At 66.9% G+C, this 18,565-nt stretch carries 20 protein-coding genes; 11 read left to right on the plus strand and 9 right to left on the minus strand.

The genetic code is table 11. The features are described from left to right. The first annotated feature begins 115 nt into the window (after positions 1 to 115). From JYG37_RS24175 to surE, 3 genes are all read left to right on the plus strand, one after another. Positions 116 to 850 (plus strand): AzlC family ABC transporter permease, encoded by a 735-nt coding sequence (locus JYG37_RS24175; protein ID WP_124631440.1) that lies wholly within the window; start codon positions 116 to 118, stop codon positions 848 to 850. Next, a complete protein-coding gene (locus JYG37_RS24180; protein WP_050017889.1) occupies positions 843 to 1,151 on the plus strand; it encodes an AzlD family protein in 309 nt (102 codons plus the stop codon). Before JYG37_RS24175 ends, JYG37_RS24180 begins: the two co-directional genes overlap by 8 nt. A gap of 127 nt (positions 1,152 to 1,278) precedes the next feature. After that, positions 1,279 to 2,058 (plus strand): 5'/3'-nucleotidase SurE, encoded by a 780-nt coding sequence (gene surE / locus JYG37_RS24185; protein ID WP_124556763.1) that lies wholly within the window; start codon positions 1,279 to 1,281, stop codon positions 2,056 to 2,058. 63 nt (positions 2,059 to 2,121) lie between these two features. Here surE and JYG37_RS24190 read toward each other — a convergent pair whose 3' ends face one another. The 5 genes from JYG37_RS24190 to JYG37_RS24210 form a co-directional block, all read right to left on the minus strand. After that, entirely contained in the window at positions 2,122 to 2,955 is an 834-nt protein-coding gene (locus JYG37_RS24190) for an SDR family NAD(P)-dependent oxidoreductase (protein ID WP_089489997.1), read from the minus strand. Positions 2,956 to 3,070: 115 nt separating this feature from the next. Continuing rightward, positions 3,071 to 3,538 carry a cupin domain-containing protein gene (locus JYG37_RS24195; protein WP_124594904.1) on the minus strand — a complete coding sequence of 156 codons (468 nt, stop codon included), beginning with the start codon at positions 3,536 to 3,538 and terminating at the stop codon, positions 3,071 to 3,073. Positions 3,539 to 3,721: 183 nt separating this feature from the next. Continuing rightward, positions 3,722 to 5,074, minus strand: a complete 1,353-nt coding sequence (locus JYG37_RS24200; RefSeq protein WP_050017893.1) for a pyridoxal phosphate-dependent decarboxylase family protein — start codon at positions 5,072 to 5,074, stop codon at positions 3,722 to 3,724. 20 nt (positions 5,075 to 5,094) lie between these two features. Further along, complete coding sequence (locus JYG37_RS24205) at positions 5,095 to 5,394, minus strand: ArsR/SmtB family transcription factor (protein WP_050017894.1); 300 nt, start codon at positions 5,392 to 5,394, stop codon at positions 5,095 to 5,097. A 177-nt stretch (positions 5,395 to 5,571) separates the two neighbouring features. Next, positions 5,572 to 6,453 (minus strand): LysR family transcriptional regulator, encoded by an 882-nt coding sequence (locus JYG37_RS24210; protein ID WP_050017895.1) that lies wholly within the window; start codon positions 6,451 to 6,453, stop codon positions 5,572 to 5,574. Positions 6,454 to 6,579: 126 nt separating this feature from the next. Here JYG37_RS24210 and JYG37_RS24215 point away from each other — a divergent pair, with 126 nt between their 5' ends. Further along, the gene (locus tag JYG37_RS24215; RefSeq protein ID WP_089489995.1) at positions 6,580 to 7,617 is read left to right on the plus strand and encodes an aldo/keto reductase; all 1,038 of its coding nucleotides are present in this window, start codon (positions 6,580 to 6,582) and stop codon (positions 7,615 to 7,617) included. 18 nt (positions 7,618 to 7,635) lie between these two features. On the opposite strand, the gene JYG37_RS24220 is transcribed toward JYG37_RS24215, so the two are convergent. Continuing rightward, positions 7,636 to 8,013, minus strand: a complete 378-nt coding sequence (locus JYG37_RS24220) for a hypothetical protein (protein ID WP_143328924.1) — start codon at positions 8,011 to 8,013, stop codon at positions 7,636 to 7,638. Between the two features lie 98 nt (positions 8,014 to 8,111). Between JYG37_RS24220 and JYG37_RS24225 the strand changes: the two genes are divergently transcribed. The 5 genes from JYG37_RS24225 to JYG37_RS24245 all read left to right on the plus strand — a co-directional run bounded on the left by JYG37_RS24225 (position 8,112) and on the right by JYG37_RS24245 (position 13,140). Next, positions 8,112 to 8,375 carry a helix-turn-helix domain-containing protein gene (locus JYG37_RS24225; protein ID WP_089489994.1) on the plus strand — a complete coding sequence of 88 codons (264 nt, stop codon included), beginning with the start codon at positions 8,112 to 8,114 and terminating at the stop codon, positions 8,373 to 8,375. Positions 8,376 to 8,377: 2 nt separating this feature from the next. Continuing rightward, positions 8,378 to 9,721 carry a type II toxin-antitoxin system HipA family toxin gene (locus tag JYG37_RS24230; RefSeq protein ID WP_213346649.1) on the plus strand — a complete coding sequence of 448 codons (1,344 nt, stop codon included), beginning with the start codon at positions 8,378 to 8,380 and terminating at the stop codon, positions 9,719 to 9,721. Positions 9,722 to 9,977: 256 nt separating this feature from the next. Then, the gene (locus tag JYG37_RS24235) at positions 9,978 to 10,979 is read left to right on the plus strand and encodes a hypothetical protein (protein ID WP_213346589.1); all 1,002 of its coding nucleotides are present in this window, start codon (positions 9,978 to 9,980) and stop codon (positions 10,977 to 10,979) included. 222 nt (positions 10,980 to 11,201) lie between these two features. Beyond that, positions 11,202 to 11,792, plus strand: a complete 591-nt coding sequence (locus tag JYG37_RS24240; RefSeq protein WP_050017900.1) for a DUF4410 domain-containing protein — start codon at positions 11,202 to 11,204, stop codon at positions 11,790 to 11,792. A 538-nt stretch (positions 11,793 to 12,330) separates the two neighbouring features. Further along, the gene (locus tag JYG37_RS24245) at positions 12,331 to 13,140 is read left to right on the plus strand and encodes a TlpA family protein disulfide reductase (RefSeq protein ID WP_124631445.1); all 810 of its coding nucleotides are present in this window, start codon (positions 12,331 to 12,333) and stop codon (positions 13,138 to 13,140) included. A 78-nt stretch (positions 13,141 to 13,218) separates the two neighbouring features. On the opposite strand, the gene JYG37_RS24250 is transcribed toward JYG37_RS24245, so the two are convergent. From JYG37_RS24250 to JYG37_RS24260, 3 genes are all read right to left on the minus strand, one after another. Continuing rightward, on the minus strand, positions 13,219 to 14,403 hold the full coding sequence (locus JYG37_RS24250) for a porin (protein WP_124654331.1): 1,185 nt from the start codon (positions 14,401 to 14,403) through the stop codon (positions 13,219 to 13,221). A 55-nt stretch (positions 14,404 to 14,458) separates the two neighbouring features. Further along, positions 14,459 to 15,253 (minus strand): ABC transporter substrate-binding protein, encoded by a 795-nt coding sequence (locus JYG37_RS24255; RefSeq protein ID WP_213346591.1) that lies wholly within the window; start codon positions 15,251 to 15,253, stop codon positions 14,459 to 14,461. A 70-nt stretch (positions 15,254 to 15,323) separates the two neighbouring features. Further along, positions 15,324 to 16,493: a M20 aminoacylase family protein gene (locus JYG37_RS24260; RefSeq protein WP_213346593.1), complete on the minus strand. Its 1,170-nt coding sequence runs from the start codon at positions 16,491 to 16,493 to the stop codon at positions 15,324 to 15,326. A gap of 156 nt (positions 16,494 to 16,649) precedes the next feature. Between JYG37_RS24260 and JYG37_RS24265 the strand changes: the two genes are divergently transcribed. Further along, positions 16,650 to 17,612, plus strand: coding sequence for a LysR substrate-binding domain-containing protein (locus JYG37_RS24265; protein WP_176016722.1), 963 nt, complete (start codon positions 16,650 to 16,652; stop codon positions 17,610 to 17,612). An 86-nt stretch (positions 17,613 to 17,698) separates the two neighbouring features. Continuing rightward, a complete protein-coding gene (locus JYG37_RS24270) occupies positions 17,699 to 18,535 on the plus strand; it encodes an ion transporter (protein WP_124639190.1) in 837 nt (278 codons plus the stop codon). The last annotated feature ends 30 nt before the right edge of the window (positions 18,536 to 18,565 follow it).

The following is an 18,565-nucleotide window of genomic DNA, read 5'->3' on the forward strand; positions in this document are numbered from 1 at the left end:
TTCCAAAAAATTGTCATATCACACGTTCAATGCCAAATTCTGAGAAAAATCTGGCGACAACGCAACCCGATTCGAGTCAAAAAAGCAGACAATTCCCCCCCCCGAAGGAGGAGTAATGAGCAGTAGCGTTTCAACGTCGTCCGGGCTTCGCGACAGGCCCGCCTATGTCGCCGAGATGGGTCGCGGTTTGCGCGCGGCGCTGCCCGTCATGCTGGGTTTCGTGCCGTTCGCGCTCGTGCTGGGCGCGCAGGCCGCGCAGAAAGGGCTGAGCCTGTTCGAGGTGCCGATGATGACGGGCCTGAACTTCGGCGGCGGCTCCGAATTCGCGGCGATCCATCTGTGGACCTCGCCGCCGCACATCGCGCTGATCGTCGCGATGTCGTTCCTCGTGAATTCGCGCCACATCCTGATGGGCGCCGCATTCGCGCCCTACCTCCGCCGCCTGCCGCGCCGCCGCGCGTTCGTCGCGCTGTTCTTCATGTGCGACGAGAGCTGGGCGATGTCGCTCGCCGACGCGCGCGAGCGCTCGGCCACGCATATCAGCGTGCCCTATTACGCGGGCATCTGCGTGGGACTCTACCTGACGTGGATCTCGATGACGACGCTCGGCGCGGCGGTCGGCCCGACGATCGGCGACGTCGAACAGTACGGCTTCGACATGGCGTTCACGGCCGTGTTTCTGGTGCTGCTGCGCGGGATGTGGAAAGGCGTGCGTGCGAGCCGCCCGTGGTTCGTGAGCCTCGTCGTCGCGTCGGCCACCCATCTCGCGCTGCCCGGTGCGTGGTATGTCGCGGCCGGCGCCGGCGCGGGGCTGATCGCCGCGCTGCTGTGGGAGCCACGCGATGCCTGAGCTTCCGGATTTCGGCACCGTCGCGACGATCGTGCTGATGGCGTCGACCACCTACCTGTCGCGCATTCTCGGCTACGTGCTGCTGCGCAACCGCACGCTGAGCCCGCGAATGGCGTCGGTGATGGAAAACGTGCCCGGCTGCGTGCTGATCTCGGTGATCGCGCCGGCGTTCGTGTCGACGCGCCCGGCCGACCTGCTCGCGCTCGCGATCACGCTCGTCGCGGCGACACGCCTGTCGATCCTGCCGACGGTCATCGTCGGCGTCGCGTCGGCCGGCCTGCTGCGCTACCTGCTCGGCTGAGCGGGTCCGGACTGCCGCACCGGCACGCACCTTCCACGACACGACGATCCTCGCGCCGGAATGCTAGCCTTGTGGCTTGCGCCACACCGCACCTCCCCTGCCATTGCCCTTCACGAGGATCGCCCCGATGCAAGCAACCCGCCCGCTGTTCGACCGTGTCCTGCTCACCAACGACGACGGATTCGACGCTCCCGGCCTCGACATACTCGAACAGGTCGCCACGCAACTCGCGCGCGAAGTGTGGATCGTGGCTCCAGCCGAGGACCAGAGCGGCACATCGCATTCGCTGAGCCTGCATGAACCGCTGCGCGTGCATCGCAAGGGCGAGCGGCGCTTCGCGGTGCGCGGCACGCCCGGCGATTGCGTCGCGATCGCGGTCAGCCACCTGATGAAGGGCGCGCGGCCCGACGTCGTACTGTCCGGCGTGAATCGCGGCGCGAACCTCGGCACCGAAACGGTGTTTTCCGGCACGGTCGGCGCGGCGATGACGAGCATGCTGGTCGGCGTACCGGCCATCGCGCTGAGCCAGGCCTTCACCGACCGCAACGCGGTGCCGTGGGGCACCGCGCTCGCGCATGCGCCGGACGTCATCCGCCGGCTCGTCGCCGCCGGCTGGGACAGCGACGCGTGCCTCAACGTGAATTTCCCGCCGCGGCCAGCCGACGACGTGCGTGGCCTGAAGGCGACGAACCAGGGCGCCGGCACGCTGCAGGGTGTAGAGATCGTGTCGGGACGCGATCCGCGCGAGATCGACTATCACTGGCTGAAGCTCGCGCGCGCACCGCGCGACGACGATGCGGATTCTGAAACGGTTGCGCTCGGCGAAGGGTATATCTCGGTCACGCCGCTCAAGTTCGAGCGCACGCACGATCAGGCGCTCGCGCGGCTGCGGTCGAACCTCGGCTGATCGCAAGCGCCTTCGAATGACCCGGCTGCCACGCGCGCCATACGTGTCCACCGCCTCAGTGCATCACGTCAGATTCAAGCCACCGTCGAGCATCACGATCTCGCCCGTCACGTAATCGGACGCGACGAGCATCGCGACCGTCTGCGCGATATCGTCCGGCGTCGCCGCGCGGCGCATCGGCGCACGTTCGCGCCAGAGCTGCTGCGCTTCCGTCCAGTCGGCGGTCAGCGGCGTATCGACGAGCCCCGGTGCGACCGCATTGACGCGAATCGCGGGAGCCAGCGTGCGCGCGAGCAGCCGCGTCGTGTGATTGAGTGCGGCCTTCGCGGCCGCATACGGAATCGACGCGCCCTTCGGCCGCATGCCCGCATGCGAGCTGACGTTCACGACGCACCCGGCCCGCCCGCGCGACGCCGACTCGCGCAGCGCGGCTTCCGCTTCGGCGACCAGCCGGAACGGCGCGATCACGTTGATTTCATGCATCTCGCGCCACACGTCGGGCGTGGCCGCTGAGAGGTCGTCATGCGGAATCACGCGGCTGACGCCCGCATTGTTCACGAGCACGTCGAGCCGGCCGTGCACCGCGAGCGCGTCGCGGATCAGCCGCACGCGTTCGGCATCGTCGGCGAGATCGGCTTGCACGTACGCGCCGCCGAGTTCGCGCGCCATCGCGCGGCCGGCGTCGGCCGAGCTGCGCGAATGCAGGATCACCGCGTAGCCGTCGGCCGCCAGCCGACGCGCGACGGCCGCCCCGATCCCCGACGTCGAGCCGGTGACGAGCGCGACCGGCCGGTGCACGCGCGACGCGCGCGGCTCGCCGGCGGCTTCGGCTTCTGGAGCGGTTTCGGTGTCGGTTTCGGCAATCGGGGCAGAGATCGGCGGCAGCGGCGCGTCCATGGCGTGGGACCCTGTCAGTGGCGTTCCCGCATCATAAGCGCGACGGGGCCGCGGGGAAGCGAATTCATCCTCATTGGCCGAACGGCCTGCTCCGGTAATGACGTGCAATCGACCGTCATGGCCGTTTCGGCAGCTCGACATACTCCTCGAGCTCGCCCGCGATATAAAGCCGCTTGCCGATTCGCGGGTATTCGCACACGTCGTGTTCGAGCCGCTGCCCGCCGACGAGCAATTCGAGCGGCGCCTCGCCGGTGTTCTGCACCGTATGCGCTTCGCCGCCGCGCGGAAAGCCGATGAAATCGCCGGGCCCGATTTCATTCGTGCGCTCGCCGATCGTCACCGAGCCCGCGCCGGACAGCACGTACACGAATTCTTCTTCGTACAGGTGACGGTGATATTCGGCCGATTCGTGACCGGGCATCAGCGTGAGCAGGTGAACGCCGAATTGCGTCAGGCCGGTCAGGTCGCTGAGTTGCCGCTTGAGACGCACGGCATTGGGATTGAGCGAATGCACCGCGCGCGTGGGTTCCATCTTCGCGATATCGGCGGCCTTCAGCAATTCCCGGGGACAGGGAGTCGACATGGGGAGCTCGCAAGCGTGAATGCTTCGGTTGGACGCGGTGCCGGCGCGGCCCGCGCGGAATGGCTATTGTCCGATATTTTCACGCTTGCAGACGTGCCGCGAACCCCACCGGCTGCGCTGCATTGCATCGAATGCCAGAACGTTGCACGCGCAACCATTCAGGCGGCAAACGACGCGTGACGCTCACCCCACGTGCACGCCGCGCAGCTTCGTCAGCAATGCGACGAGGCGATCGATGTGCGCATCCTCGGTGCGCCACGACGACACGCTGATCCGGAACGCCGGCCGCCCCTGCCACACGGTCGCGCCGAACCACACGTCGCCCGACGCCTGCGCGGCTTCGAGGATCGCCGCCGTTTCCTCGTCGGTGCCGGCGCGCACGAGCACCTGGTTCAGCACGACGCGGTTCAGCACGTCGTAGCCGGCCGCCCGCAGGCCGTCCGCGACCCGCGCCGCCTGCGCGCAATGCCGCTCGACCATCGTCGCGACGCCGGCACGGCCGAGCGAACGCAGCGCGGCCCACACGGGAATGCCGCGCGCGCGTCGCGAGAATTCGAGGTTCAGGTTCTTCTGCGCATCCTGCGCGCCGCTCAGATATACGGCGTCGCTGTTCATCGCGGTGGCGAGCGCGGCCGCGTCGCGGCAGATCACCATCGCGCCGTCGTACGGCGTGTTGAGCCATTTGTGACCGTCGGTCGTCCAGCTGTCCGCGCCGTCGACGCCGTCCGTCAGCGCGCGCTTCGACGACGCCCGCGCCCACAGGCCGAACGCACCGTCCACGTGCACCCACGCGCCGGCCGCCTTCGCGGGCGGAATCAATGCCGCGAACGGATCGAATTCGCCGGTGTTCACTTCGCCGGCCTGCACGCAGAAGATCGTCATGTCGTCGAGCGGCGGCAACTGCGCCGGGTCGATCCGGCCGTGCGCATCGACCGGCGCGACGACGATGCGCTTCATTCCGAAGCCGAGCACGCGCAGCGCCTTCTTCACCGTGATGTGCGCGAGCGCGGAGATCACGACTTTCACCTCGGGCGCGCCGATCAGGCCGTCCTCGTCGATCTCCCAGCCCTTGCGCGCGAGCAGCGCGCGCCGCGCGGCCACCAGCGCGACGAGCGTGCAGGCCGTCGCGCTCGTGCCGAAACCGACCGCGCTGCCTTCGGGCAATCCGAGCGCCTCGACGACCCAGCGCGCGGCCTGGCGCTCGAGCGTTGCGGCCACCGGCGAATTCGCGTACGACGACGCGCATTGGTCCCACGCGAGCATCAGCCGCTCGGCCGCCGCCGCGGCCGGCAGCGTCGCGCCGATCACGAAGCCGAAATAGTTCGGGCCGTTCGATGCGACCGTTGCGGGCGTGCCGTGCTCGTCGAGCAGGCGCAGCACGTCGTCGGCCGGGCGTCCCGTATCGGGCAGCGCTTCGTCGAACGCCGCGAGGCCGGCCAGCGCGGCCGCATCGGGAAACGCGCGCCGTTCGTTCGTTGCAGCCAGATACGCGTGCGCGCGCCGATCGGCGTCGGCCAGCAGGGCGAGTTCGTCCATGTCGGTTGCCTCGGTCAGGGTCAGAGTTGCGAGAGATCGCGGCCGAGCTGCTGCAGCGCGCCGTCGATCCGCTTGTAGTACGTGAACTTGCCGACGCGGGTCGCCTGCACGAGCCCGGCGTCCGCGAGGATGCGCATGTGCCGCGTCGTCGTGGCCGGCGCGATGCCGAGCTTCTCGGTGATGTACGTGCAGCACACGCCGAGTTCGTCGAAGTCGCCGTGCGGCTGCGGCGGGAAATGCTTGCGCGGCTGCTTGAGCCAGCGCAGCACGGCGAGACGGCTTTCGTTGGCCAAGGCGCTGATGCGGATCACGTCGTCCATGGGGTTCGGCTTCGTTTGACGTTTTGAATATTAGCTAAATGACGAAATGTGGGCAATGGGCTTGAACAGCGGTTTCAGCCTGCGATGCCGCGCGCCCGCACGCACCGTCGCGCATTCGATGCGATCGCGGCGAGATCGCCGTCGCATCGTCTCGCCGGCCGCGCGGGCAACGTGCTGTTACGCGAGCGCCTCCGCCAGCCTGTCGATCAACGCGCGCACACGCCGCGGCTGCGCCGCACTCCCCGGATAGACGATCTGCAGATCCACGTCGCCGGGCGAGAACGCGCCGAGCACCTCGACGAGCGCGCCCGACGCCAGGTCCCGTTCGACGTCGACCAGCGATTTCAGCGCGACGCCGTGCCCCGCGACGCACCACGCGCGCACGAGCGCCCCGTCGTTGGCGACGCGCCGGCCGCGCACCACCACGCGCTTCAATGCGCCGTCGATACTGAACGGCCATTCGGCATACAGCTCCTGGCCGAAGCGCATCACGATGCAGTCGTGCGCGGCAAGTTCGTCCGGGTGTATCGGCGTGCCACGTGCGGCGAGATACGCGGGCGCCGCGCACACCACACGCCGCGCACGGCCGAGCGAACGGCTGCGCAACGAACTGTCTGCCAGCGTGCCGCGACGGATCGCGAAATCGAGCCCCTGCCCGACGAGGTCGACATACCCGTCGCCGAGATGCAGGTCGACCGTCACGCCCGGATGCGCGGCCAGGAACGCGTCGAGGACCGGCACGACGCGCTCGCGCCCGAGATCGGCCGGCGCACTCAGCCGCACGGGCCCCGACAGCGTCTGCACGCCCAGCCGCACACGGCTTTCGAGTTCATCGGCCTCGGCCAGCAGGCGTCGCGCACCCTCCGCCAGCGTGCGCCCCTCGTCGGTCAGGCTGATCGCGCGCGTCGTGCGCGTGAGCAGCGCCGCGCCGTAGTGGCGCTCGAGCGCCGTCAGCCGCTCGGACACCGTGGCCGGCGACAGGCCGACTTCGCGGCCCGCCGCGGCCAGCCCGCCCTTCTCCACGATGCGCAGGAACAGCGCGAGGTTGTCGAGCAGCATTGTTCGCTCCTTCCGAAGGATATTTTCGTCGTCTTCTGGATTATCCGGGAAAGCCGCAAACGGTACATTGGTCGCCTGACGATCGACGCGCGGCCGCGCCGCGCTCACACGACGAGAGAAACGCTCATGGAATATCGTACGCTCGGCCGCTCCGGCCTCAAGGTCCCTGTCCTGAGCTTCGGCGCCGGCACGTTCGGCGGCGCCGGCCCGCTGTTCAGTGCCTGGGGCAATACCGGGGTCGACGAAGCACGCCGCCTGATCGACATCTGCATTGAAGCCGGCGTCAACCTGTTCGACACCGCCGACGTGTATTCAGACGGCGCGTCCGAGCGCGTCCTCGGCGCCGCGCTCAAGGGGCGCCGCGACCAGGTGCTGATCTCGACCAAGACGGGCCTGCCGACCGGCGACGGCCCGAACGACGCGGGCACGTCGCGCGCACGGCTCGTGCGCGCCGTCGACGACGCGCTGCGCCGCCTCGACACCGACTACATCGACCTGCTGCAACTGCACGCGTTCGACGCCGGCACGCCGGTCGAGGAAGTGATGTCGACACTGGACGATCTCGTGCGCGCGGGCAAGCTGCGCTATATCGGCGTGTCGAACTTCGCCGGCTGGCAGATCATGAAGTCGCTCGCGGAGGCCGACCGGCACGGCTGGACGCGCTACGTGGCGAACCAGGTGTACTACTCGCTCGTCGGCCGCGACTACGAGTGGGACCTGATGCCGCTCGGCGCCGACCAGGGCCTCGGCGCGCTGGTGTGGAGCCCGCTCGGCTGGGGCCGGCTCACCGGCAAGATCCGGCGCAATGCGCCGCTGCCCGAAGGCAGCCGCCTGCATGAAACGGCCAGCTACGGGCCGCCGGTCGACGACGAACGCCTGTACGACGTGGTCGATGTGCTCGACGCGATCGCGGAAGAAACCGGCAAGACGGTGCCGCAGATCGCGCTGAACTGGCTGCTGCAGCGGCCGACGGTGTCGTCGGTGATCGTCGGCGCGCGCAACGAGGAACAGTTGCGGCAGAACCTCGGCGCGGTCGGCTGGGCGCTGACCGATGCGCAGGTCGCGAAGCTCGATGCGGCGAGCGCGGTGGAAGCGCCGTATCCGTATTTTCCGTATCGCCGGCAGGCGGCGTTCGCGCGGTTGAATCCGCCGATGCGCGGGTAAGCCGCGAAGGCATCGGCATCAGGCCAGCACGCGCGCGTGGCCGAGCAGCACGACCTTGTCTGTCGAACCGTACATCGCGCGGGCGCGCGATACGCTGACGCTCGCCACCGGCAGTTTCAGTCCGCGCTCGCCGACCGTCGTGCGAAACCCGTCCCGCAAGCCGTCGATGAACGGCAGGATCGTGGCCTTCGCGGCCGCGTCGTGCAGGCGCTGCGCATCGCGTGGGCGGCCGGAAAAACCCGGGACCAGTTCTGACCGCGCCCCGTCCTGAAAAGGCCCGCGACATGAACGGAGCCTGTCCGTACGCGCGGTCCGGGAACAGGACCACCGCCAATGGCTGTCGCCGCAGAACGGCCACAGTAGCCACAGGGATACAAAATCATCCTGTCGGTTCAATTTTGTAGCCCTGCGGACACCAATTTTACATGCGAATTTGTAGCACAAGGGCTACAATATCAGTCAATGTGAGGACTTTTGACGCCCTGGGGCTACAAATGACAACCTTGGCCGATGTTGGAGAGATGCTGAGAGCGGTCCGCCATTCAGCAGGACTTTCTCAGAAAGAGCTGGCCGCGCACGCCGGTGTCGCACGCACGACGCTCGCACGGATGGAGACACTCGCGCGAGGCGACATGAGCGTATCTGCGCTCGTTCGGCTGCTGGAGGCTGCTGGCTATGACTTGCGCGTGGTGAAGCGCGGGCATGGGCGCACCCTCGATGACGTGCTGGCCGAACAGCGCACGATGGGAGACGCGTGACCATGCGGCTTCATGTGTACGTCAAAGGCAAACTCGTTGCTCACCTCTATCGCCAGGCGGACGACTATGCATTGCGTTACACCGGAGACGCCCTCGATACCGACTTTGCCAGTTTGACCATGCCCGTTCGCGAAGATGCCTGGATTTGGCCGCGCGACCTGCATCCCTTCTTCCGGCAGAATCTGCCCGAAGGATTTCTTTTTCAGGTGATTCGCGAGGAGTTCGGCCCTTATCTCGACGGAACCGACCTTTCGCTCCTGGCCGTCATCGGCGGCGCCGGAATCGGCCGCGTAACCGTCACACCCGAAGGCGGTACGCCAGGCGGCGAACTCGACCCGCTCGACCTGAAAAGCTTGCTGCACGAAGACATCACAACCGCCCGCTTCGCGGAACTTGTTCGGTACTACGCGCGCGCGGCAATTTCCGGCGCCGTACCTAAATTCCTCGCCCCCGAATCCCCGTCGGTTCATGCAACGCCGGGCAAGCAAACACTCCGTACGAGTCGACACATCATCAAGGGGTCAGACGAGCAAACACCCTATCTGGGCTTCAACGAGCATTACACGATGCAGGTGCTGGCAAGACTCGGCGTCGCCCAAGTAGCCAAGACCACGATGTCGGACGACGGCCGTGTGCTCGTCGTTGACCGGTTCGACATCGACGACCAAGGCAAACCGGCGTTTGGCCTCGAAGACGCTTGCAGCCTGCTTGGCTTGCCGCCGCACGAGAAGTACCGTCCGTCGACCGAACAGGTTCTCAACGCAACAAAGCCCTACATCGGTCCTGCCAATTGGCGGCGGGAGGCCGAGCGACTCGGCTGGCAACTCATCACCAACTACGTCGTGCGCAACGCGGACTGCCACGCGAAGAACATCGCACTCCTCTACTCGAACATCGACGACGTCATCTACACACCCGCCTACGACATCGTGACCACGGAAGCTTATCCGCGCTTTGCGAACAATCCGCCGGGGCTGAGCATCGACGGTCGAAAAACGTGGGCCCCCGGGAAGACGCTGGAGCGTTTTTTCAACACGCGTCTCGGCATCCCGCCGAAGCAATACCGCGAGATGGTCGAAGCACTGTGCGACTCGGCCGTATCGACGGGAAAAGATATCGTCGAAGCAGCAAGGAACGAGACGCGCTGGCATTGGATCGCGAAGCAGATGCTGCATGCATGGAACGAAGGCATGGGATCACTCCGCAGCGCCAAGCCGCAGGTCGCATTCAAAGCGCTCACGCCAGTCATCGAGGCCGCCGGTTTTTCAGACGCCGATCAGGCCGGCAACGCGAAAGCGATCATTGGTCGCTCGGAATTGCTGGCCAATCACGACAAGAAACCCTGACGTCCGTCCGATTCAATCCCCCGGACCCGACCCCGGCCCCACTCATCCCAGCGGCCGCGCCTTGATCCACAGAAACAGCGGCACGCGCGTTGGCTCAGGATGCACATCGTAAGCGAAGCGGCGAACGGCGTGCACCGATTACCCCATTCGGCCAGTTTCCGTTTCCGGTCACGACGTTCTACAGTTACGACACCGTCATCCGTGCCGCCGCACATCGCCCCGCTCGACGATGCGCGCCCCGATTCCGAGGAAAGCCATGCCGAGTATCTTCGCCGCGCCCGCCGATGCCCCGCCAAGCCCCGTCGCGGCGGAAACGCGCATGGTGCACGACGTAGCAACGCTGAAGCCTTCCGACTACCGGTCGGCGGACGGCGCGTCGTGGGTCATCTCGACCATCACGCCGGCCGCTGACAGCGGCGCGAACGTCACGGGCAAGACGTATTTCGACACCGCCAAAGGCCGGACCGTCCCGGTACCCGACGCGCGCCGCCGCTATGCGAATCGCGGCACGTGGCAGGTCGTCGCGAGTTCGAGCGCTGCCGTCCCCGCGACGGGCCGCTACGACTGGCTCACGCTCGCGTGGCTGCCCATCAACCGGCGGCCGCTGCCGCAAACGCCCGAGCATCTGTATTCGCCGTTCATTCGCGGCGGCACGATCGTCTATCGGTGGAATCCGGCCGCGGAAGGCGGCGAGCAGTTCGGCAACGTGCGGATGATTTTTCCGGAATGGACGCAGCACGTGGCCGATGCGTTGCGGTCTCCGCCCGCTGCGGGGCCGGACGGCGCGTCGTCGGCCCCGCCTGCGCTCGATCGCCTGAAAACAGACATGAACCCGATGGCCGCCGTGCTCGACTTCGACGACGCGCTGCGTGAGGAACCAGTGGGCCCGATCGTTGCGCGACTGCCCACGCTGCTGCGCGGGAAGGACCTGCACGAACTGTCGGCGATCGTGTTCCTGTGCCTGTCCGCAGCGCGCGAAGAGGACCGGCCGCGCTTCGTCGAAACGATCGACGCGACGATCGCGGGCACAGATGACCGCGAACGTCTGCTGGCGATTGCGTACGGCGCGTTCGCCGCGGGGCGAACGCGACCGGTTCCATTCCGCGATAACGCGCTGAACGCACTCGTCAACGATGTATTCGGCGCGCTGAAACAGCGCACGACGGCACTCGGCGTGCCGGTCGAGCAAGGGTCGCCGTGGTACGAGTTCTTTACCGCGTATCGGCTCGGTGAAGCACGGGCGGGCAACGGCCAGTAATCGCCCGCGAAGCGATGTCATCGCGAAAGCAGGAGCAAATCTCCAACGCCGCTCATCACTCGCCGCACATTATCTCGGCGCTTCCTCGGTGCAAACCCGCCGCGCCGTCCCAATACCGAATCGATTTCCCCCGCTATTCGGCGATTTGAATCGGATCGCGCCGTGCTAAATTCCCGCTCGGCCACAAGGCCCATTCAAATAAACTCAATCAAAGACCAAATCATGAAATCTCTTATCCGCCATGCCGCACTGGCATTCGTGACGATCGGCTTCCTGTCGGGCTGCGCCAGCAGCGTGACGCGCGACGCCCGCGATCCGGCAGGGGCCACCGTGACCGCATCGACACCCCAATTCGGCAAGAAACCCGTGATCGTGAAGGTCACGCTCGACAACGCCGCGCAGGAAGCGTTGAAAGACAACCTGAAGTTCGATGCGAAGAAACTGCAGGAGAAAATCGAACAGGCATTGGACGCACGCAAGCTGCTGGCCAAAGCGGATGCAACCGATGCGATGCACCTGAATGTCGAAGTCACCGGCATTCGCGTGCGCTCGAGTTTCTCGGCCGTCATGTTCGGCTTCATGGCCGGCAGCGATTACGTCGACGGCACCGTCACGTTCGCCGATGCCGACAATCATCCGCTCGATCACTTCAAGGTGTCGGCGTCGTATGCGCTCGGCGGTATCGCGGGCATCGACAGCATGCGCATGGACTGGCTGTACGAGAAATTCACCGAGAAGACGATCGCGACGCTCGATCCGGCGACCGCGGCAACGCAAGGCGACGCGGCATCGACGGCGTCGAAGAAGCTGTAAGACCCGGCGCCCCGACGGCTCGTGGATGCGCGGCCCGTCGGGCCATGGCGGCAGCCCCTGTGCCGCCGCCAACGACCAGCCTCGCCGGTCGCAAACCGGGTGTCAGGCAATACGCGAGTGAATGCCCAGCGCTCGCATCTTGCAGCGTTCCCATCCCGCTGAACCAGCCGATATGCATCGGATGCCGCCGCGCCCACCGACCGCCACAAGATACTCATACCCGCACGCACCACGCCAAGCACGACGCTAAAAAAGCGGCCGCTCGCGAGCGGAGCGGCCGTCAAGGAGAGATCCCTGTGCGGGATACCGGCGGACACCACACCAGACCGATCTGATTCGCTGCACGTCGGCGTGCACATCACGCAGTCCTGAGCTGCCCCGGGCGCCTGTCGCGATCCGCAACACGCCGTTACGTTCGCGGAGGGAACCCCCATGCGCGGCAACCGGTCGAAACGCCGCACGACCGTCGACCGCTTCATCGTCGCGGCGGACCATCCCGTCTTCTGTCCCGCTCGATCACGTCCATTCTTCCTATTTCATGTTGAGCATCGGTCCCTTCTCGATCCGCGTCGTCGCGGTCGCCGTCGCCGCGCTGCTGGCGTGGCTCGTCGCGCGTGTCATCCAGCGTCGTCCGCCGGACGGGCATCACAAGACCGCGTCAGGCCTGATCCTCGACGCGCTGCTGCTCGGGTTGATTGCCGCGCGTGCCGGTTACGTCGCGCAATGGTGGCCGGACTACGCGGCGTCGCCGCGCGCGATCGTCGCGCTCGGCGACGGCGGCTTCGACGCGCGCATCGGCATCGCGGCCGCGCTGGTGTTCGCCGGCTGGCGTCTGCGCCGCCTGCCCGCGCTGCGACGGCCGGTGCTGGCCGGCATCGTCGCGGGCCTCGGTGCGTGGGGCATCGCGCAAGGCACGCTGGCGACGTTGCAGCGCAGCGCGCCGCCGCTTGCAGCGATGCCGCTCCAGGCGCTCGATTCGACGCCCGTATTGCCCGCGGGCTTCGTCGGCAAGCCGGTCGTCGTGAACCTGTGGGCGACGTGGTGCGCGCCGTGCCGCCGTGAGATGCCGATCCTCGAACAGGCGCAGCGCGACCATCCGGGCATCACGGTCCTGATGCTCAACCAGGGGGAAAACGCGCAAGCCGTGCGCGCGTTCCTCGAACAGCAGAACCTGCGCTTCGATCACGTGCTGCTCGACCCTTCGCTGCACGCGATGCACGCGTATGGTTCGCGCGGGCTGCCGACCACGTTGTTCTTCAATGTGAAAGGCGAACTCGTCGAATCGCATATGGGCGAGCTGACCGCCGCGCGGCTGAAGGATGCCGTCACGCAACGCTTCGGGCAGTAATGACCGGCGACCCCACGCGCCGGGCACGCAGTGCGCGCCCTGCACGATGCCGGCCGCCGGTCTTCCCGCGTCACGCACTCAGAACTTGTGCCGAATCCCCGCATGCACCATCAGTTGCTTCGACGTCGACGATAGATCCGCCGCCCCCGGGATATAGGCCTGATCGAGCGACGAGCCGGTCGCGTCGCCGGCAATCCGCTGGTACGCGCCCATCAGGTAGACGTCGGTGCGCTTGGACAGGTTGGTGTCGGCCATCAGCCCGATCGAATGGATCTTCGGTTTCGCGCTGCCCGTGGTCGCGTCGTAGCGCACGGTCGTGTACACGTACTGCGCGCCCACGAAGAACGCCGGCGTGAACTGATACCTGCCGTTCACTTCGAAGTTCTGGTACTTGATCGCCGTGACCGCGCCGCCCGCGAGCGGCCCTGTCACCGGTTCGATTGTCTCGTCGCCGAACAGGTAGCCGACGTTCGCGGTCGGCCGCGTGACGTTGCTGTTCGTATACGCGAACCCGACCGTCGCGGGCCCTGCGGTGTAGTTGATGCCCGCGCCGAAAATCCGCAATCTCGCCGACGCGAAGTTCGCATCCGCGCCGACCGACCCCGCGCCCGCGATCGCGCCGCCGGCCGTCGCGCCCGGGTTGTCCGCATTCAGGAACGCGGCGCCGACGAGCAGGCCGCCCTGCTCGTACTCCGCACCGACGCTCCATTGCCGGTTGTTCGCGAACCCGGTGTCGTTGCTGAAGCTGTACGTGCCGCCGAACGAGAAGCCGGCAAAATCCGGGCTCGCGTACTTGACCGTGTTGTTCACCCGGAACGTATTGCCGGTGTTGTCGTTGTCGAGCGGATGCGAGAACGGATAGACGCCCCAGCTGCCGTTCGCGGTCGTCGGCGCAAGGAAATCCACGACCGCGTCGTATTGCCGGCCGAGCGTCAGCGTGCCGAAGCGCGTGCTGCCGAGCCCGACGTAAGCCTGCCGCCCGAACATCCGGCCGCCCTGCGCGAGCGTGCCGCTGTTCACGTTGAAGCCGCTCTCGATCTGGAACAGCGCACTGTAGCCGCCGCCGAGATCCTCGGTGCCCTTCAGCCCCCAGCGGCTGCCCTGCGCGAAGCCGCTCGCCATCTGCCACGCGCCGTGCCCGCCGACGTTGTTCGTATAGTCGATGCCCGCATCGATCAGCCCGTACAGCGTGACGCTGCTTTGCGCGAACGCCGGCGCCGCACAGAGTGCCGGCATCGCGACGAAAAACAATCTCCAGTTAATTCGCTTTCCTTATTGATTGGATTATCCCAATCCGCTCGCTACGATGCGGTGCCGCTTACTTCGCGCCGTAGATGTCGAAGTCGAAGTACTTGCGGTTGATCCGCTGATACGTGCCGTTCGCGAGGATCGTCGCCAGCGCGCGATTGAATGCGTCGCGCAGGTCGGTGTCCTGCTTGCGCAGCCCGAGGCCGTCGCCCTGCCCGAAGTATTTCGCGTCGTCGATCGCCGCGCCGACGAACATGAAGTCCTTGCCCTGCGGCTTCTTCAGGAAGCCGTCGCTGGCCGCGATCGACGCCTGGAACGCCGCGTCGAGCCGCCCCGTCACGAGATCGGCGTACACCTGGTCCTGGTTCTGGTACGACTCGATCTGCACGCCGGCCGGCTGCCAGTTCGCGATCGCATAGTCGGCCTGCGCGGAGCCCTGCTCGACGCCGACGCGCTTGCCCTTCAGCGACGCGGCCGTCGGCAGAAACGGCGAACCCTTGCGCGCGACCAGCCGCGCCGGCGCATTCGAGATCCGGTTCGTGAACGCGATCTGCTGCATGCGTTTCGGCGTGATCGTCATCGACGACGCGATCACGTCGAACTTGCGCGCGAGCAACCCCGGAATCATCCCGTCGAAACTCGACTCGACCCACACGCAGCGCGCATGCAGCTCCGCGCACAACGCGTTGGTGATGTCGATCCCGAAGCCCGTCAGCGTGCCGTCCGGCTGCTTGTATTCGAGCGGCGGGTACGTGGGATCGACCGCGAGGCGAATCTCCTTGCCCGTCCAGTCGCCCGCGTGCGCGGCGCCTGCGATCGTCGTTGCCGTCAGCGCCATTGCGAGCGCGGCCATCCATGGTTTCATTGCCTGTCTCCTTGTTTCCGTCGTTGAAGGTGAATCGAATCCGTATGTCCCGCGTGTCCGCCTGTCCGGCTCACGCGAGGTAGCGCTCCGCGAGCGCGATCCAGTAGCTCGCGCCGATTGCAAGGCACGCGTCGTTGAAATCGTAGCCGGGGTTATGCAGCCCGCAGCCGGCCGCGCCGTCGCCGTTGCCGATCGACAGGTAGCTGCCCGGACACGCGTCGAGCATGAACGCGAAATCCTCGCTCGCCGCGATCGGCCGCAGATGCGGGATCAGCGCGTCGTCGCCGCCCCATTCACGTGCGACGTCCCGCGCGAATGCCGTTTCCGCTGCATGGTTGACCAGCACCGGATAGCCGTAGCGATAGTCGATCTCGGCCATTGCGCCGTAGCTGTCGGCCTGGCCGTGCACGATCGCGCGGATGCGCCGTTCGAGCAGCGCGCGCACGTCCGGCGACAGCGCGCGCACGCTGAGTTCGATATCCGCATGAGGCGGAATCACGTTCGATGCGGTGCCCGCGTGGATCGAGCCGGTCGTCACGATCGCCAGCTCCTGCGGATTCACGTTGCGCGACACGATGGTCTGCAGCGCCATCACGATCGACGCGCAGACCACCACCGGGTCGATCGTCGTGTGCGGCGCCGCACCGTGGCCGCCGCGCCCGATCACGCGCACGCGCACCTCGTCGGCCGACGCCATCGCGGGACCGTCGCAGAAGCCGAGCACGCCGGCCGGCAGGCCCGGCACGTTGTGCATCGCGAACACGGCATCGCACGGGAAACGCGTGAACAGCCCGTCGTCGAGCATCCGCTTCGCGCCGCCGAGCCCTTCCTCGGCCGGCTGGAAAATCAGGTTCAGCGTGCCGGTGAAGCGCCCGCGCTCGGCCAGGCACCTAGCCGCTGCGAGCAGCATCGCCGTATGGCCGTCGTGGCCGCACGCATGCATCACGCCGTCGTGCAGGCTTGCATGCGGCAGCCCGGTTGTCTCGCGGATCGGCAACGCATCCATGTCGGCGCGCAGCCCCAGGCGCTTCCCGGCGCCCCGCGCGAGCGTGCCGACCACGCCGGTGCCGCCGACGCCGCGCGTCACCTGATAACCCCATGTTGTCAGGCAGTCGGCGACGAGCGCGCTCGTCGCGTGTTCCTCGAACCCCAGCTCCGGATGCGCGTGCAGCCGGCGGCGCAGCGCGATCATCTCCGCCTCGATAGCCGCCATTTCAGGCGAAATTCGTGCTCGATCCACCCTCGATACTCCTCGATACGTGCCGGTTTCCGATCGCCGGAATGGCGGATCGTGGCGAAATCGTAGGCAGCGAAAAAACCGGCGAACAGCCGCAGTTTCGTTATGATGACAACCTTTCGTTGTCGGCATTCATCCCCTCTCACACCATCCCGCACCATGAGCACGATCAAGCTGCATCAGTTGCAGGCGCTCGTCGCGAGCGCGGAAGCCGGGAGCATCCGTGGCGCGGCGCGCACGCTGGGGCTGTCGCAGGCGGCCGTCACGCGCGCGCTGCGCGAGCTGGAGGCCAGCGAGCGCCTGCCGCTGCTGGTTCGCGCCCCGGAAGGCATCGGCTTCACCGACTACGGGAAGACGCTGCTCACGCACGCGAAGCTCGTGCTCAAGCAGCTCGAGCATGCGCAGAGCGATCTCGAACGGATGCGCGGGCGCGTCGAGGGGCGGCTGAGTGTCGGCGTCACGCCGTGGCTGACGATGACGTTCCTCGCGGAGACCGTGCTGCAGTTTCGCGAGCGGATGTCCGACGTGCGCCTCGAACTCTATGAAGCGCTGATGGCCGTCGCGCAGCCGCTGCTGCGCGACGGCAGCATGGATTTCGCGCTCGGCCACGTGCAGCCCGGCAGCGGCGCGCGCGAATTCGCGTTCGAGCCGCTGCTGCGCTACGACACGTCGGTGATGGTGCGCGCCGGGCATCCGCGCGAGCGCGCGACGTCGGTGCACGATTTGCTCGATTGCGACTGGGTGCTGAATTCGTCGGCCGACGGCCAGGCCGCGCTGATCGACTACCTGTTCACGCGGCACGGCGCGCGGATCGACGAACGGCGCATCGTGCGCGCACAGTCGGTCGCGATGTTGCAGACGATGCTCGAGCAGGCCGGCATGTGCACGTGGTGCCCGACGATCCTCGCCGCGGTGCCGCCATTCGGCGAGCGGATGCGCGTGCTGCCGCTGAAGGAGACCTTCGAGCCGAGCGAACTCGGCATCGTCACGCGGCGCAGCAGCACGCTCGGCGATGCGGCGCGTTGCTTCATCGACTGCCTGTTGCACGTGATCCGCCAGCATGCGCGCTCGGCGCGCAAGGAGGATCTCGCGCTGTTTCACACGCTCACGCTGCTGATCTGACCGCTAGCGCGGCGGCTGGATGCCGCCCGGCTCAAATCAGACATGTCCGATAGGCCCGGCGATACGCGGTCCGTACACTCGGATCCATGATTTCGCTGATCCAGTCCTCCTTCGATACGGCGCGCGATGCCGTCACGCAAGTCGCGCGCCGCCCTTCGTTCCTGCGCAAGCTCGACATCGCGGTGCTCGTGCTGATCGTCGCGAGCGTGCTCGTCGTGATGGCCGACAGCGTGCAGGAGCTGCACCAGCAATACGGCCACGCGCTCTACGCGGCCGAATGGGCGTTCACGCTGCTGTTTTCCGCCGAGTATCTGCTGCGCCTCTGCGCCGCGAAGAAGCCGGCCGCGTATGCGCGCAGCTTCTTCGGCATCGTCGATCTCGTGTCGGTGTTGCCGACCTATCTCGCGTTCTTCTTCCCCGGCCTGCACGCGCTGATCGACGTGCGGCTGCTGCGCCTGCTGCGCGTGTTCCGCATCCTCGGGCTGTCGATCTATCTCGAGGAAGGGCAGTTGCTGATGCGGGCGCTCACGCGCGCGCGGCGCAAGATCTTCGTGTTCATCGGCGGGATGTTCGTGCTCGTCGTGATACTCGGCACCGTGATCTTTCTGGTCGAAGGGCCGGAGCACGGGATCACGAGCATTCCGGTCGGCGTCTACTGGGCGGCCGTGACGATGAGTACGACCGGCTACGGCGACCTGACACCCGTCACGCCGCTCGGCCGGCTGATCACGTCGTGCGCGATCTTGCTCGGCTACGGGATCATCGCGTTTCCGACCGGGATCATGGGCGCGGAGCTGGTTGCATCGGCGATGGAGCGCAAGCGCCCGAATGCTGATACGGATACACGCTGCTGCCCGAACTGCGGCGCGGCGGTTCCGCCGCCCGAGCCAGTTGACGCTGCCGCGCCACGACGACCAGAGTAGGCCCTGTTCTATTCCGATTCCTTCCCTGCG

The sequence above is a fragment of the Burkholderia sp. LAS2 genome, assembly GCF_018417615.1.
In the GTDB taxonomy this organism is placed as follows: domain Bacteria; phylum Pseudomonadota; class Gammaproteobacteria; order Burkholderiales; family Burkholderiaceae; genus Burkholderia; species Burkholderia sola.